This is a genomic window from Gordonia sp. NPDC003422, assembly GCF_053588675.1.
This window is the reverse complement of the sequence record NZ_JBSFQL010000011.1, coordinates 133,014-148,288: the sequence shown is the minus strand read 5'-3', so window position 1 is coordinate 148,288 and position 15,275 is coordinate 133,014. Positions and strand designations below refer to the sequence as shown.

The following is a 15,275-nucleotide window of genomic DNA, read 5'->3' as shown; positions in this document are numbered from 1 at the left end:
CCGCCGGCTGCAGCCTGCGTGAGGCCCTCCCGATGGCTGAGGTGCGAGCCTGCGAGCCTCGAAGACCCTGGTGAGATGACATTGTCGTCTCACCAGCCCTTCGAGGCAGGGAGCGGTAGGTGCTCGGCTGGCGCCTCGGGCACCTCGGCTCAAGGAGCGGTGTCGGCAGTCAGGCTCGCCACAACCGTGGCTACACGACGCGCACGGGTCTCGTCCTTCTTGGCGTCGGCCACTGACCGCGCGTGCTCCTTGCGCTTCGTGTAGGAGAGCCGATCGAAGGCCGCCCCGAGTGCAGGGTCGGTAGAGAGCGCCTCGGCCAGCGCCGGCGGGACGTCGACTTCGCGCGGGGCATCGTCGAACGTGATTGTGACATCGACCTTCTCACCGATCTCGACACCGAGTTCGGTTCGTGCGGCCTTGCTCAGGCCGACCATGTTCTCGCCGCCCATCCGGGCCAGACGCGCGGCGCGCGACGTGCCGGCGATCGTGATCGTGACCGGGAAGGCCTTCGATCCACCTCCCAGCGCCGCTGCTTGCTCGTCGGTCAGGATCACGGCCGCGGCGGGTCCGCGCGGCTCCAGCACCGTGGTCAAGGTGAGCTGTTCGGTCGCCGGCATGATCATCTCCTCGGTCCGCGCATGTCCGTCCCTCGAGTGTGACCAATCCGCGGGCTCATGTCATCGAGCCGCCGCAAGCGATCCCCTTCATGGTGGTAGTGCCGGATCATTTCGGCGTGAGGTTACCCTTAGTTGAGCTTGCCAAATACGTGGCGGCCCGACGCGAAGGGGTGGAACGGATGAGTCGAGGGTTCAACGGCGCGGTCATGAAGGCGTTCGGCGCCCGCGACCACGTCGCAACCGTGACCGATATCGGTGAGGTGACCTCGCACTGCATCAGACTTCGATTCCGCTCCGACACCCTGTTCGACGAGGCGCTACCCGGTCCCACGTGCTTCGTCCGCGGGTGGTTCCCCGACGGTGAGGGCAAGGAGTTCCAGCGGGCATATACCTTCTCCGAACAGAACCCGGAGACCGGTGAGTTCGCGCTCGACTTCGTCCTGCACGAACCGGCAGGCCCGGCGTCGAAGTGGGCGGCAGCCGCAACCCCCGGCGACCAACTGTCCATGATGTCGATGAGTTCGCGCCCGTTCGAGATCCCCGCCGAGAACCGCCCGCACGGGTACCTGCTGATCGGGGATTCTGCGTCGATCCCGGCGATCAACTCGATCATCGAGATCGTGCCCGACGACATCCCCGTCGAGGTGTATCTCGAAGAGCACGGACCCGCCGACCACGAGATTCCGCTGGCCACCCACCCGCGCGCCCGGTTCCACTGGGTACATCGTGACAGCCCGGAAGCCCTGGCCGAGGCCATCGAGACCCGCGACTGGTCCAACTGGTACGCCTGGGCGGGACCGGAATCCAATTCGCTCAAGGCCATTCGCAAGCGGCTCAAGGACTTCGGCTTCCCCCGGTCGGAGACCCACGCACAGGCGTACTGGGCGCAGGGCAAGGCCATGGGCAAGGAACGCGACCCCGAGGAACTCGCGGCCGAGACCGCGGTCGAGACCGTGGAAGCACCGCCCGCCGAACCGGCGGCGGAACCACCGGCCGAGCCCAAACCGGCCGGCCAGTGGCGGGCAAATTCGGCCGGCAGGCTCATCGCCCCGCTCAAACGGACCCTCATCCTGGCGGGCATCCTGCAGGCCATCGTCACGATCCTGGGGTTCGCCCCGTATCTCCTACTCGTCGAACTCGGCAGGCGCCTGCTCGACGACGCACCCACCTCCGAGCTGTGGTCGGTCGGGATCCTGGCGGTCGTCTTGCTGGGCGTGTTCGCGCTCCTCGACTCGGCGCTGCAACTGTGGCTGCACGGAGTCGACGCGCGGTTCTCCCGCGACCTGCGTGGACGACTGCTGACCAAACTCGCGCGGCTGCCACTGGGCTGGTTCACCGCCCGCAACTCGGGCAGCATCAAGACCCTCATCCAGGACAACACCCTCTCGCTGCATTACTTGGTGACCCACGCGGTCATCGACGCGGTCGCCGCGGTGGTCGCGCCGCTGGCCGTGCTGATCTACCTGTTCACTGTCGACTGGGGTGTCGCACTGTTCCTGCTGGTGCCGGTGCTCGGCTACGTCATCACGATGTACCGGATGCTGATCCAGTCCAGCGCCAAGATTCCGCTCTCGCAGGCATGGATCGAACGGATGAACGGCGAAGCCGCCTCGTATCTGGACGCCCAACCGGTGATCCGCGTCTTCGGCGGGGTGATGGCGTCGAGCTTCCGCCGCAACCTCGACGACTACATCGACTTCCTCGAGGGCTGGCAACGACCGTTCGGACGCGCCAAGACCACGATGGATCTCATCACCCGGCCCACCACCTTCCTGTGGCTGATCGCCGCGGTGGGCACGTTCTTCGTCATCTGGGGCTGGATCAACCCGGTCGACTTGCTGCCGTTCCTGTTGCTGGGCACCACGTTCGGCGCCCGGCTCCTCGGCATCGGCTACGGGCTGGGCGGGCTGCGGGCGGGCATGATCGCGGCGCGCGACATCCAGAACGTGCTCGACGAACAGGAACTGACCACGCACGTCGCCTCGACCCAGACCCCCGGTACTCCAGGTGAAGTCGTGTTCGACACCGTGACCTTCGGCTACCGACCCGATCTGCCGGTGCTGCACGACATCTCGTTGCGGCTCGCGCCAGGGACGGTCACCGCGCTGGTGGGGCCGTCGGGGTCGGGCAAATCGACGCTGGCCGCGTTGCTCGCGCGTTTCCACGACGTGGACGCGGGCAGCATCAGCGTCGACGGCTGCGACATCACCACGATGGAACCCGACGAGCTGTACCGCCACCTCGGCTTCGTGTTGCAGCAGACGCAGCTGGTGTCGGCGACCGTCGCGGAGAACATCGCACTGGCCAAGCCCGACGCCACGGCAGAACAGATCGAGGCGGCTGCCCGCGCCGCCAACATCCACGACCGCATCTTGCGTCTGCCCCGGGGATACGACACCCCACTCGGGCCCGACGCGGCGCTGTCCGGCGGCGAACGACAACGTCTCACCATCGCGCGGGCGCTGCTCGCCGACGCGCCGGTGCTGATCCTCGACGAAGCCACCGCGTTCGCCGATCCGGAGTCGGAATACCTTGTGCAGCAGTCACTCAGCCGCCTCGCGGCCGGACGCACCGTGCTCGTCATCGCGCACCGGCTGCACACCGTCACCGGAGCCGACAACATCGTGGTGCTCGACGCCGGACATGTCGTCGAGACCGGAACCCACGGTGACCTGATGGCGGCGGGTGGTCGCTACCGCGCGCTGTGGGACGCCACCGAAGTGCCGACCACCTCCGCGGACGCCACGATGGGAGCTCAGCAATGATCCGCACCATCCTGACCCTGCTACCGGTCACCAGCCGTCCGGTCATCGCGCGGTTCGTCGTACTCACGGTCGTGTCGGTGATCGCGCGCGCCATCGGTGTCGTGGTGCTCGTGCCGCTGATCTCGGCGCTCATCGACGAAGACCACGATCGGGCGTTGACCTGGCTCGGTGTTCTCACCGTTGCCACGGTGATCGGGTGGGCGGTCGACGCGACGGCGTCGCGATGCGGTCACGACCTCGGCTTCACCCTGCTGAACAGCGCGCAACATGGTGTCTCCGAACGACTCTCGCGTATTCGTCTGACCTGGTTCTCCGCCGACCACACCGCCACCGCACGACAGGCAATCGCCGCGACCGGCCCCGACCTGGTGGGTCTGATCGTCTATCTGGTGGTCCCGATGTCGGGTGCACTGCTGGTGCCCATCGCCATCGCCATCGCGCTGATCCCGGTCGCCTGGCAACTCGGCGTCGTCGCACTGATCGGCGTGCCCCTGATGTTGGGGGCGATGTGGGCGGCCGGCGCGTTCAGCCAGCGGGCCGACCACGTCGCGGATGCGGCCAACACCCAACTCACCGAGCGGGTGGTCGAATTCGCTCGCACGCAGCAGGCGTTGCGGGTGTCGCGCCGGGTGGAGAACGAGCGGAGCCTCGCCGGCGAGGCACTGGCCCGCCAGCACGGCGCGACCGTCCGGCTACTCCTCATGCAGATCCCCGGACAGTTGCTTTTCAGCGTCGTTGCCCAGGTGGCACTATTCGTTCTGGCCGGCACCGCGGCCTGGCTCGCAGTCAGCGGCGAGATCGGAACCGCGGAGGCCGTGGCGCTGATCGTGGTGGCCGTGCGCTACCTCGAGCCGTTCACCTCGCTCGCCGAACTCGCACCGGCGCTCGAGACCACGCGACTCACGTTGCGTCGCATCAAGACCGTGCTCGACGGCCCGCTTGTCACCGCCGGTGACCAGACTCGCGTCGCTTCCGGAGCCCCGAGAGTCGAGTTCGAGAACGTCACCTTCGCTTACGCCGGCGACGCAAAACCGGTGCTGCACAACCTGAACCTGGTCCTCGAGCCCGGTACCACGACGGCTGTCATCGGGCCGTCCGGATCGGGTAAGAGCACCATCCTCGGGTTGATCGCGGGTCTTTACCAGCCCGACGCCGGGCGTGTCCTGATCGACGGTGTGGATGCCGCAACGCTCGATCCGGAGGTACGACGCACCTTGACCAGCGTCGTGTTCCAGCAGCCGTATCTCATCTCCGGGACCATCGAGGAGAACATCCTGGCCGGCGATCCGACGGCGGAGCCGGCAGCAGTCTCTGCGGCAACCGCTCTTGCTCGGGTCGACGAGATCACCGTCCGACTGCCCGACGGCTTGTCGTCGCAGGTCGGTGAGGGTGGTGCGGTGCTGTCGGGCGGCGAGCGGCAGCGCGTCAGCATTGCGCGCGCACTGCTGAAGCGGGCGCCGATCCTGCTGATCGACGAGGCGACCAGCGCACTCGACAACGAGAACGAGCGGGCCGTCGTCGACGCGCTGTCGGCGGACACTGTGACGCAGACCCGCGTCATCGTCGCGCATCGGCAGGCGGGCATCCGCCGAGCCGATCGGGTGGTGTTCCTCGAGGACGGGACGATCGTCGAGGACGGCAACCCCGACGAGCTGCGGGAAGCGGGTGGAGGATTCGCGCAGTTCTGGGAGCACCAGGGTGCGACCGCATCGTGGTCGCTCACCGCGACGCAGTAGCCTGGCCCCATGAGTGTGAGCCCCACGGTGCCCGTGGTTGTGGCAGGTCTGATCGGCGGTTACGGCGCGGCGCGGTTCAGTGGCCGACGCGAACTCGGTGGGGTCGTTCTCGCCGCCGCCGGTGCGTACTGCACCCGCGAATGGGCGCGCCAGAGTCCGGCCGTCGCCGGCGGTCTGTTGGCCACCTACCTCGCTGCGTTTGGGGCGTCGCATCCGCTGGCGAAGAAGATCGGCGCGTGGCCGTCGGTGTTGGCGGTGACCGGTGCGACTGCCGCGACGACGTATGCGGTGACCTCGCGGGCGTGAGGGAGTTGGCATGAGCGATCCGGACGAGCTGATCTGGCAGGTGTACGACGGCCTGCCCAGGGCGGCGCCCGGTTCGGTCGAGACCGCCGCGTTGCTGCTGCGACTGGTGGGCGAGTTACCCGAAGAGCCAACGGTTCTCGATGTGGGCAGCGGGCCAGGTGCCGCCACGGTGCCACTCGCGCAACTCACCGGCGGAACGGTGACGGCCGTCGATCTGCACGAACCCTTTCTTGCCGAAGTGCAGCGTCGGGCCGCGGAAGTCGGTGTCACCGAGCGGGTCAAAACGCTCGCCGCGTCGATGGACGCGATGCCGATTCCCGCCGGTTCGGTGGATCTGCTGTGGTCCGAAGGTGCCGCGTACATCATCGGATTCGACACCGCACTGGCAACGTGGCGGCCGCTGCTCGCCGACGACGGCGTCGTCGTGGTGACCGAGGCCGAGTCGATGACCTCGGAACCGGCAGCGGCGGTGCGGGATTACTGGAATGCGGGCTACCCGGCGATGCGCACAACCGCGCAGAACGTCGCCGCGATAGCGGATGCCGGCTGGACGTTGAGCGCGACTTATGTTCTCCCCAAGGCTGATTGGGCGACCTACTACGGACCGCTGAGGACCCGGCTCGACGACCTGACGCGAAGTGGGGTTCCTGCCGAATCCTTGGCACCGTTTCGCGAGGAGATCGCGATGTGGGAACGTCACGGCGACGAGTTCGGCTATACCGCATACGTACTGCGACCTGCGACGGTCGTGACTCAGTGAGGAGTTGTCATGGAGGTAGCCGGCAAGGTCGCGATCGTGACCGGCGGCGGTGGCGGCATCGGGAGTGCGATCGCCCGTGCCCTCGTCGCCCGTGGTGCGCGGGTGGTGGTCACTGATCTCGACGCGGCGTCGGCCTCAACCGTCGCTGACGCCTTGGGCGCCGACGCGGTATCGCTCGCCGGCGACGCCGCCGACCCGTCGCACATCGATGCCGTGGTTGCACTCGCCGAGAGCGAATTCGGTCCGGTGGACCTCTATTTCGCCAACGCGGGCATCGGCAGTGGCGGTGGCGTCGACACCGAGGACGCGGTCTGGGATCTTGCACTCGATGTGAATCTGATGGCCCACGTACGTGCTGCCCGCCGACTGGTGCCCGGCTGGGTGGAGCGTGGCGAGGGCTACTTCATCAGCACTGCGTCGGCCGCCGGTCTGCTCACCCAGCTGGGCAACGCGACGTACGCGGCCACCAAGCATGCCGCCGTCGGCTTCGCCGAGTGGCTCAACATCACATACGGCGATAACGGAATCCGGGTGAGCTGCCTGTGCCCGATGGGCGTTGACACCGCACTGTTGCGACCCAAAGACGCTGTGGTGCAGGCAGATCAGGCGCTTATGCAGCGTGCCGTCGAGACCGCAGGTGCGGTGCTGACACCCGACGTCGTCGCCGACGAGGTGATGGCGGCCATCGCCGACGAGCGATTCCTCATCCTGCCGCACCCCGAGGTGCTCGACATGTATCGGCACAAAGGCACCGACTACGACCGCTGGCTACGCGGTATGCGGCGGTTCCAGCGTTCGTTGAGCTGACTCGAAGAGTTGGGTGACCGACGCTCTGACCTGGGAAAACGCCGCAGTGGTCTGTCCCTGAAAATAGGGGAAGAACTTCTTCCCCGGGGTTCACAGTCCTCCCCTAGAAATTCCTAGGGGAGGACTCCAAGAGTAGGGGACGAGTTTTCTTCCCCTAGTTTCTTGGCGGCAAAGAGCGCTTTCTGTGCTCGACGACGATGTTCGGAGTCCGAGGTCTGCGCTCGAGGTGGACCTCGGTGAGGGTTGACCGCGACGGCGGCTTCGCCGACCTCCCACGCGCGTCGTCGGCGTGTCGCGATTTCAGAAACCGCGTGTCTGCTCAGAAACCCGTGGCGCACCAGCGGTTTCTGGCCACACCTGCGGTTTCTGGCGACAAGTGCGGTTTCTGCGATGAGGCCGCACTCTTCCCGCCTCCACGATTGCCGACGACGTCGGCGGGTGGGTCGCTGATCCGAGAGAGTTTGGCGGCCAGCGCTCTGACCTGCAGGAATCCTACTGCTCCCCGAGGTGCGACGAGCCTCAGCTGGCTGGCGGGACCATCCCGGCGGGTACGGACGACCAGCAACCTCCCAGGAAGACGGGAAGTTCTCCCAAGCTTCGGTGTGCAGAGTCATCGCTGTCAGGAGAACCGGCGTGCCGGTTCGAGACCAGAGATGAAAGGGCGTCCAATGCCGAACCCCCCGCACAACCCTCAGCACCCGCAGCAACCGCAGGGTCCGCAGCCCCGGCACCCGCAGCCGCACCCGCGTCGTCGTCGTCGCATCCGTCGCTGGGACCCGCGCGGCCGCCGGTGGATCTGGGTCTGGCAGTGACACTGCCTCGTCGCTGCGCTCGCGTGACCTGATCGCCCGATCTTCGCGATGATGAACCCCGTCTGGCTTCGGCCCGGCGGGGTTCTGTCGTCACCGAGGGGGGTGTTCAAACGCATGAGTGCGGGGCGACCGCGGTACACCTATCGGGTTACAGTGCTTCGACGAGCCAACTTTCGGGGAACATCAGGGGTCGATGATCGTGAATGCACCACAACCGCCGTTCGGACAGCCGCAGTATCCGCCGCCAGGCCAGCAGGGTCCGCGCCCGCCCCAGCCGGGTTACGGGCCGCCACCGGGATACGGGCCGCCACCGGGTTACCCGCAGGGTCCCGGCGGCGTGCCACAGGGATACGGTGCTCCGCCGGCGCGACCGGCCTACCAGCCCGCGCAGCACCAGCCGCCACCTCAACACCAAGCTCCTCAACACCAAGCGCCGCAGCACCAAGCACCGCAACACCAGGCTCCCCAGCACCAGTCGGCGCCGGGTGGCGGACAGGGATTGTCGCTGGACGCGAAGTTCTTCCCGCTGATGTGGATCTTCTTCCTGATCAAACCCAAGATCTCGATCGACGGGCACGAGTATCCGACCGGTGAGTGGGGCGTCAACAACATCCCGCTGCCGCCCGGGCAGCACCACGTGCATGTCCATGCGCCGTACCTGATCCCGACCAAGGTGGGACCGGTCGACACAACGATCAACGTGGCTCCTGGTCAGGTGGTGCCGCTCGAGTATCGGATGCCGGTGTTCGTGTTCAGTCCCGGCTCGATCGGACCGGCTCCGCAGCCCTATAACGGCGTCGTCCCGGCGATCGCGCTGTTCGTGATCCCGTTCGTTTTACTTCTGCTGTTGCTGGTGGTGCTTCCCCTCCTTGCCGCGGCCGCCTAGGTCACCGATGAGTTTTGCCCTCACGCTGGGTCGAACTGTGCGAGTAGCTCCGCATCCTTGATACAGCGAAAGGCCAATTATCATGGGCAAGATCCACATTCACGAGTTCGTCAGTCTCGACGGTGTCTTCGAAGACCCGAGATTCACCATGCCGTACGGATTTCCGGAGGCGCAGGGCGCGGTCTTGTCGTCGTTCATGTCGGAGTGCACAGGAATTCTGCTGGGGCGTAACACCTTTGAGATGTTTGCCCCAGCGTGGTCGACGCGGACGGCCGACGAAGACCCGGGTGCACCGTTCTTCAACGACAGCACCAAGTACGTGGTGACCTCCGCGTCGGAGGTCGACAGCTGGCAGAACTCGCAGGTACTCGGCACCTACGACGCCGACCGGATCCGCGAGCTCAAGAGTGCCGAGAACCTCTACGTCAGCGGCAGCGGGACACTCGTGCGGGCAATGCTCGCCGACGGCCTCGTCGACGAGCTGCATCTGTTGGTCTATCCGGTTGTGCTCGGCACCGGCGCGCGACTGTTCGAGGACATGAGCAAGACGGGCCTGCGCCTGGTGGACCACGACGTTTTCGACAACGGCGTCCTGCACCTCTCCTACGGTCCGGCCGACTGAGGCGAGTGCCGGTCGGTCGGATAACCGGTTCCCACCAGCGCTTGACGGTCGTACGATTGGGCCGTGTCGGGAACGTGGGCCCTCGTCGAGCGTCGCGTCGAGTTCGACGCCGCGCGAAATGCGCTGCTGACGAGCGACGGTCACAGCCGCGGCATCGTCCTCACCGGTTCGGCCGGCGTCGGCAAGACGACGCTCGCCCGTCAGGTCACCGAAACCCTCCCCAATGTGCGATGGGTGGTCGGTAGTGAGTCGGCGCGATCCATCCCGCTTGGCGCCTTCGCGCCGGTCGTACCACCGTCGACCGCCAAGGACGCCGTCGGTTACCTTTCCGCGGCACGCGAATCGCTGCTCGACGCGGGTGAGGTGATCCTCGGCGTCGACGACGCGCATCTCCTCGACCCACTGTCGGCAACCCTGCTGCATCAGCTCGCGATCGACGGGGATGCCCGCATCATCGCCACCATTCGCAGCGGTGAACGGGTGCCCGACGCCGTGATGTCGCTGTGGAAGGACCGCTACCTCGATCGGATCGAACTCGACGCGTTCACCCGCGAACAGAGCATCGACCTGCTCGAGCAGACCCTTGGCGGTCAGGTGGAAGGACTCTCGGCGGAGCTGATGTGGAAGGCGTCCGGCGGCAACGCCCTCTTCCTGCACCACCTCGTCACCGGGGCCCGCGAATCGGGCAGTCTGCGATGCGAGGGCGGGATCTGGCAGCTTCGCGGAAACGCCTCGGTCACCACGGAGTTCGCGTCGTTGCTGGAAAGTCGTATCGCGGCTCTCCCCGACGGCGTGACCAACGCGCTCAATCTGCTAAGCCTCTGTGAGCCCATCGAGGTCGACCTGCTGGTCGAGGTTGCCGGCGAGGCAGAGGTCGAAGAGGCCGAGCGGCGTGGGCTGATCCGGATCACCCAGGACGGCCGGGTCCTGTTGGCGCGGTTTGCGCATCCGCTGCTCGGCGATGTGGTGCGCGGACGCATCGGTCGTCTGCGTGCCCGCCGCCTGCGTGGCGAACTCGTGACCGCACTCGCGCAACGCGGCAGGCCCAAGTCTGGTCAGGGTCGAATCAGGCTGGCGGACTTGGCAATCGACAGCGACCAGGAGACCGATCAGAAGGTCATGCTCGACGCGGCGCGCAGCGCCATCGCGCTGTCGGATGTCGCTGCGGCAGAGCGGTTCGCCCGGGCCGCCATCGAGCGGGGCGGTGGACTGGATGCGGCGGATCTCCTTGCGCGAGCGCTGCTCTGGCAGGGCCGCCCCGACGAGGGCGAGCAGGTGATGGTCGCCATCGATCCGGACACGCTCGACGAACTCGATGTTCTCCGTTGGGGAATGACACGTCTGTGGAACTTCGACTTCGCCATGGGCGACGGCGAGCGGGGCGACGAGATGCTGGCCCTCCTGCAGGCGCGGATCAGCACGCCGGCACTGGTCGACATGGTGGATGCCGCTGCCGCAGTGCGCGACATGCAGGCCAACAACCTGGTGGCCGCCGCAGAACGCGCTCGAAAGGTGTTGGGCAACGACGCCGCCATCCCGGCTGCGTCGTACTGGGCGGCGTTCGCGGCCGAGCGCTCGCTGTGCTTGATGGGTGAGGCCGACGAGGTGTTCGCGATCGCGCGGGCGGTCGAGATCCCGCCGAGCATGGACGGGTTGGTGCGGTATTCGGCGGTGTTCGGTGAACTGCAGGCGCTGGTCTATGCGGGCCGGCTCGCTCGAGCGCGCGAGTTCGCCGCGAGCTACGCCGAGTTCTCGAGTCCCGGCCAGTATCTGGCCTGGGGCATGGCGCAGACCTTCACCGGCGTCGTCGAGGCGGCGCAAGGACGGTTGGATCGGGCGGCGGCGACATTACGGCAAGCCACCGCCGCCATGGCCTCGGATGTCATGTCCGCATGGGGATTTCCGGCGCGAATGGCATTGGCGACCGTACTCGCGCAGCTCGGCGAGATCGACGAGTCGCGGGCGCTGGCCGACGCTGTTCGCAAGGATCTGCGTCCGCACGTCGCCGTGTTCGAGCCACTTCTGCGGCTGGCCGGAGTGTGGCTCGCCGCCGCCGAAGGACAAGTCTCCGAAGCGATCTGCGTGGCGCACGAGACCGCCGACTTCGCTGCTGCGTCCACCCAACGCAGCGTGGCGGCCGAGGCCCTGCATGCGGCGGCTCGCCTGGGCGACACCGACGCGGCCAAGCCACTGGCGAAGCTCGCTGCGTCCATCGACGGCGAACTCGTGCAGGCATATGTGCGGCACGCGGTCGCCGTCGAATCAAGAGATGCTGCGGCACTGGAGCTTTGCTCTGCGGAGTTCGAGACCACCGGGGCACTCGCCTGCGCCGCCGACTCGGCGGCGCAAGCGGCGGTGTTCTATGCGGCGGCCGGCGACAACCGAGCCTCGACGCGCAGTGCCTCGGCCGCTTATCGGCTCGCTGCCGAGTGCGGGGGCTTGACGACACCGGCGCTCACCGCCATGGCCGATCCGCTTCCGCTGACGCCGCGTGAGCGCGAAATCGCGAATCTCGTTGCTGCGGGTCTGTCGAACCGCGAGATCGGCGAGCGCCTCACGTTGTCGACGCGAACCGTGGAGGGCCACATCTACCGGGCATGCATGAAGGTCGACGTGCCCGACCGCGCCGGCCTGGCCGAGCGCGTTCGCGCGCGCTGATCCCAACTGCTCCCTGAGCTGAGGTGCGAGGAGCGCAAGCCGGCGGGGGTGGAATCCCCACCGCTGCCTGAGGTGTGAGGAGCGCTAGCCGGCGGGGGTGGAATCCCTACCGCTGCCTGAGGTGTGAGGAGCGCTAGCCGGCGGGGGTGGAATCCCTACCGCTGCCTGAGGTGTGAGGAGCGCTAGCGACGAGCCTCGAAGGCCTGGTGAGACAACGATGTTCGCTCACCAGGGGCTTCGAGGCTCGCGAGCTCGCGCCTCAGCCGGCGGGCGGTGGGTACTCGCACCTCAGGCGGGGGTGAGCTGCTCAGCCTCACTTGCCTCGCCACTCGAGGACTTCCAGGCACACGGCGACGTCGACGAGATTCTCGGTGAGGGGCCTCGGTAGCAGACTCTCGGCGCGGGCGAGTCGGCGGACGATGGTGTTGCGGTGCGTATACGTCTCCTGTGCGGTCCGAACTGTGTTGCACTGCAGACCAATCCACGTGCGGAGGGTGGCCTGGAGTTCGCGCGGTGCTTGGTGGAGGTCGCCGAGGACATCGGTCACGAACTCGTCGACGGCGGGCCGGTCGGTGTCGAGCAGTGAGACCAGCCGTACGTCGTCGAACCGTGCAATCCGACGTCCGGACGTCATACGCGAGAGCACACGCTGAACTGTCAGCGCCTGAAAGTGACTGGTACGGAAGCCTTCGACGTCGTTGCCGGTTCGGCCCATCGCCATGCCGATCGTGGGATGTGCATCGAGTCGGTCGGGGATCGACGACGAGTCGGTCGGCAGCCACAACCACCACGACGACGCACTGGCGATGACCGACAGCCCGAATCGGTCGGTCACCCGGCCGAGGTCCGCGGCTGCCGCCTCGAGTTCGGCCGCCGGGTCGGGTCCGTCGGACCACAGCACGACGGCGGTGTGCCGGCCGGACAGCCGATAGCCGAGTTGCGCTTCGGCGCGAGCCCGGGGGATCGGCGCGCCTTCGAGGAGCAATGCCACGGTGGTGCGACGCTGCGCGTGCGTGCCGCGCGCGAGGTCGGCGCGTTCGGCGGCCATGCTCTTGGTCATCGCCTCGACGGTGTCGTCGATGAAGGTGGAGATCGACCTCGAGGTCACGCTCAACAGCTCATGCAGCACCTTTGTGTCGTCGGTGAGCCCGAAGCAGATCTCCATCCACAACTGCCAGGCGACGCTTTGCGCGGTCCGGAACGAATCGAGCGCGGACTCGTCGAGGCCGCGCCGGACGAGATCGCGGGTCGCGTTCACGATCTCCGGCGTCATGTTCACCGACACCCGTTCGCCGGGCCTCGACACATTGGCGGCGGCCCAGTGCATGATGTTGGCCAGGTTGGTCCGCCGGGTGCCCTCGGCGAGCACGGGGTCCTCGGCCACGGCGGCCATCCGAACACTGCCCAGCGCGGCGTCGTGCATGGCGGACACCCAATCGTCGCGCGCGTTGAGCACCAGCTGGGAGCCCTGGCGGATCACATCTCCCACGGCGGCCGATACCTGTGGCCAGTCGCTCACCATGTGGTCATTATGCACCTCATGGGACCGATTCTGGTGCGTTCTGTCACTGGCTATTGGTGTCGCCCGAGGGGATTGTGGACGCAACAGCCAGCCCAAGGAGGCACAGTGCCAACAACAGATCCAGTGCCAACAACAAATCCAGTGCCCACCAGCAACCCGGTCGACACGGTCGATGTTCTCGTGATCGGCGCCGGCATCTCCGGCATCGGCGCGGGGCACTACCTGACCACCGAACTGCCGTCGAAGACCTTCACGATCATCGAGGCGCGCGACGCCGCGGGCGGCACCTGGGACCTGTTCCGCTACCCCGGCATCCGCTCCGACAGCGATCTCCACACGTTCGGGTACGAGTTCAAGCCGTGGCGAGACAAGCAGTCCATCGCCGACGCGCCGCGGATTCTGTCGTATCTGCACGAGGCGATCGACGAGGACGGTCTCTCCGAGCACATTCGGTACGGCCATCGAGTTGTGTCGGCGGCGTGGTCGTCGGACGAATCGCAGTGGACGGTCGAGATCGACCGGTCCGAGGACAACGCGCGGATCCAGATCAAGGCGAGCTGGATCTTCTGTGGCTCAGGCTATTACCGCTACGACGAGGGGTTCACCCCGCATTTCGAAGGGCGGGACCGGTTCCGCGGACAGATCATCCACCCACAGCACTGGCCGGAGGATCTCGAGTACTCCGGGAAGCGGGTCGTGGTGATCGGAAGTGGCGCAACAGCTGTCACGTTGCTGCCGGCGATGGCCGAGCAGGCCGGGCATGTGACGATGCTGCAACGCACGCCGTCGTACATCATGCCGATTCCCCGCGAGGATGCGATCGCGAACACCCTGCGCCGACTGCTCGGCGACGAGCGCGGTTATCAGTGGGCGCGACGTAAGAACATCGCGCAGCAGAGACTCGTTTTCACGTTCTGCCAACGGTTTCCGAAGGCCGCACGGCGGGTCATCCGCTCGGTGAACGCCAAGTTCCTGCCGGCGGGATTCCCGGTCGACGAGCACTTCAACCCGCCCTACGACCCATGGGATCAGCGTCTGTGCGCGGTGCCCAACGGCGACCTGTTCAAGACGATCCGCGAGGGCAAGACGTCGGTGGTGACCGACCGCATCGCGACCTTCACCGAGAACGGCATCCTGTTGGAGAGTGGCCGCGAACTCGAGGCCGACATCATTGTCACCGCAACGGGTCTCAACCTGCAACTGCTCGGCGGAATGGAACTGAGCGTCGACGGTGAGCCGGTCGCGCTGCCCGACCACGTCGTCTACCGCGGGCTGATGCTCGACGGCGTGCCCAACCTCGCGATGGCGATCGGCTACACCAATTCGTCGTGGACCCTCAAGGTCGGCCTGCTCTGCGAGTACCTGTGCAAACTGATCGGCTACATGGACGAACACGGCTACGCCGCCGTCCGCGCCGAGGCCGACCCCGCGATGGAGACCAAGCCGGTACTCGACTTCGCCGCCGGCTACGTCAAGCGAGCGCTCGCCGACCTGCCCAAGCAGGGTATCGAGGGTCCGTGGACGATGTCGATGAACTACTACGAGGACCAACGTCGTTTGCGCAGTGGCGAACTCGTCGACGATAACCTGCGTTTCACCACCACCGCGCAGTACGCGGCACCTGCGGTATCCGTGTGACCGCTAAGTGGTGCTGTTCAGAAATTCGACCGGGTATTCGGTGGAGCGATGGACGGCTGGCAAGGCGGAGGAGGGAGCGATAGCGGCGCTATCGTGACCGACGACAACGCAGCCAGTCGTCCATCGAACGCCGAAGACACCCGGCG

At 66.8% G+C, this 15,275-nt stretch carries 11 protein-coding genes; 9 read left to right on the top strand and 2 right to left on the bottom strand.

Annotation, left to right across the window (positions count from 1 at the left end; all coding sequences use genetic code 11):
* Window positions 1-149: 149 nt before the first annotated feature.
* Window positions 150-617: a YdeI/OmpD-associated family protein gene (locus ACWDTF_RS11840; protein ID WP_355279430.1), complete on the bottom strand. Its 468-nt coding sequence runs from the start codon at window positions 615-617 to the stop codon at window positions 150-152.
* 179 nt (window positions 618-796) lie between these two features.
* Between ACWDTF_RS11840 and ACWDTF_RS11835 the strand changes: the two genes are divergently transcribed.
* The 8 genes from ACWDTF_RS11835 to ACWDTF_RS11800 all read left to right on the top strand — a co-directional run bounded on the left by ACWDTF_RS11835 (window position 797) and on the right by ACWDTF_RS11800 (window position 11,969).
* Window positions 797-3,382, top strand: a complete 2,586-nt coding sequence (locus ACWDTF_RS11835; RefSeq protein ID WP_449754428.1) for an ABC transporter ATP-binding protein/permease — start codon at window positions 797-799, stop codon at window positions 3,380-3,382.
* A complete protein-coding gene (locus ACWDTF_RS11830; protein ID WP_449754427.1) occupies window positions 3,379-5,118 on the top strand; it encodes an ABC transporter ATP-binding protein in 1,740 nt (579 codons plus the stop codon). Before ACWDTF_RS11835 ends, ACWDTF_RS11830 begins: the two co-directional genes overlap by 4 nt.
* Before the next feature lie 9 nt (window positions 5,119-5,127).
* Window positions 5,128-5,424 (top strand): hypothetical protein, encoded by a 297-nt coding sequence (locus ACWDTF_RS11825; RefSeq protein WP_240860378.1) that lies wholly within the window; start codon window positions 5,128-5,130, stop codon window positions 5,422-5,424.
* Window positions 5,425-5,434: 10 nt separating this feature from the next.
* Window positions 5,435-6,184 carry an SAM-dependent methyltransferase gene (locus tag ACWDTF_RS11820; RefSeq protein ID WP_449754426.1) on the top strand — a complete coding sequence of 250 codons (750 nt, stop codon included), beginning with the start codon at window positions 5,435-5,437 and terminating at the stop codon, window positions 6,182-6,184.
* A gap of 9 nt (window positions 6,185-6,193) precedes the next feature.
* Window positions 6,194-6,991 carry an SDR family oxidoreductase gene (locus ACWDTF_RS11815; RefSeq protein WP_240860374.1) on the top strand — a complete coding sequence of 266 codons (798 nt, stop codon included), beginning with the start codon at window positions 6,194-6,196 and terminating at the stop codon, window positions 6,989-6,991.
* A gap of 1,011 nt (window positions 6,992-8,002) precedes the next feature.
* Window positions 8,003-8,689 carry a hypothetical protein gene (locus ACWDTF_RS11810; RefSeq protein ID WP_449754425.1) on the top strand — a complete coding sequence of 229 codons (687 nt, stop codon included), beginning with the start codon at window positions 8,003-8,005 and terminating at the stop codon, window positions 8,687-8,689.
* An 82-nt stretch (window positions 8,690-8,771) separates the two neighbouring features.
* The gene (locus ACWDTF_RS11805) at window positions 8,772-9,311 is read left to right on the top strand and encodes a dihydrofolate reductase family protein (RefSeq protein ID WP_449754424.1); all 540 of its coding nucleotides are present in this window, start codon (window positions 8,772-8,774) and stop codon (window positions 9,309-9,311) included.
* Between the two features lie 63 nt (window positions 9,312-9,374).
* On the top strand, window positions 9,375-11,969 hold the full coding sequence (locus ACWDTF_RS11800; protein WP_449754423.1) for a LuxR C-terminal-related transcriptional regulator: 2,595 nt from the start codon (window positions 9,375-9,377) through the stop codon (window positions 11,967-11,969).
* A gap of 313 nt (window positions 11,970-12,282) precedes the next feature.
* Here ACWDTF_RS11800 and ACWDTF_RS11795 read toward each other — a convergent pair whose 3' ends face one another.
* Complete coding sequence (locus ACWDTF_RS11795; RefSeq protein WP_240857461.1) at window positions 12,283-13,491, bottom strand: PucR family transcriptional regulator; 1,209 nt, start codon at window positions 13,489-13,491, stop codon at window positions 12,283-12,285.
* A gap of 141 nt (window positions 13,492-13,632) precedes the next feature.
* On the opposite strand from ACWDTF_RS11795, the gene ACWDTF_RS11790 reads away from it, so the two are divergent.
* Window positions 13,633-15,129 (top strand): flavin-containing monooxygenase, encoded by a 1,497-nt coding sequence (locus ACWDTF_RS11790; RefSeq protein ID WP_355276510.1) that lies wholly within the window; start codon window positions 13,633-13,635, stop codon window positions 15,127-15,129.
* The last annotated feature ends 146 nt before the right edge of the window (window positions 15,130-15,275 follow it).

Excerpts from the sequence above, each read along its gene's own strand:
- ACWDTF_RS11835 (WP_449754428.1), top strand. The coding sequence starts at position 797 with ATGAGTCGAGGGTTCAACGGCGCGGTCATGAAGGCGTTCGGCGCCCGC.
- ACWDTF_RS11825 (WP_240860378.1), top strand. The coding sequence starts at position 5,128 with ATGAGTGTGAGCCCCACGGTGCCCGTGGTTGTGGCAGGTCTGATCGGC.
- ACWDTF_RS11820 (WP_449754426.1), top strand. The coding sequence starts at position 5,435 with ATGAGCGATCCGGACGAGCTGATCTGGCAGGTGTACGACGGCCTGCCC.
- ACWDTF_RS11840 (WP_355279430.1), bottom strand. The coding sequence starts at position 617 with ATGCCGGCGACCGAACAGCTCACCTTGACCACGGTGCTGGAGCCGCGC.
- ACWDTF_RS11815 (WP_240860374.1), top strand. The coding sequence starts at position 6,194 with ATGGAGGTAGCCGGCAAGGTCGCGATCGTGACCGGCGGCGGTGGCGGC.
- ACWDTF_RS11795 (WP_240857461.1), bottom strand. The coding sequence starts at position 13,491 with ATGGTGAGCGACTGGCCACAGGTATCGGCCGCCGTGGGAGATGTGATC.
- ACWDTF_RS11805 (WP_449754424.1), top strand. The coding sequence starts at position 8,772 with ATGGGCAAGATCCACATTCACGAGTTCGTCAGTCTCGACGGTGTCTTC.
- ACWDTF_RS11830 (WP_449754427.1), top strand. The coding sequence starts at position 3,379 with ATGATCCGCACCATCCTGACCCTGCTACCGGTCACCAGCCGTCCGGTC.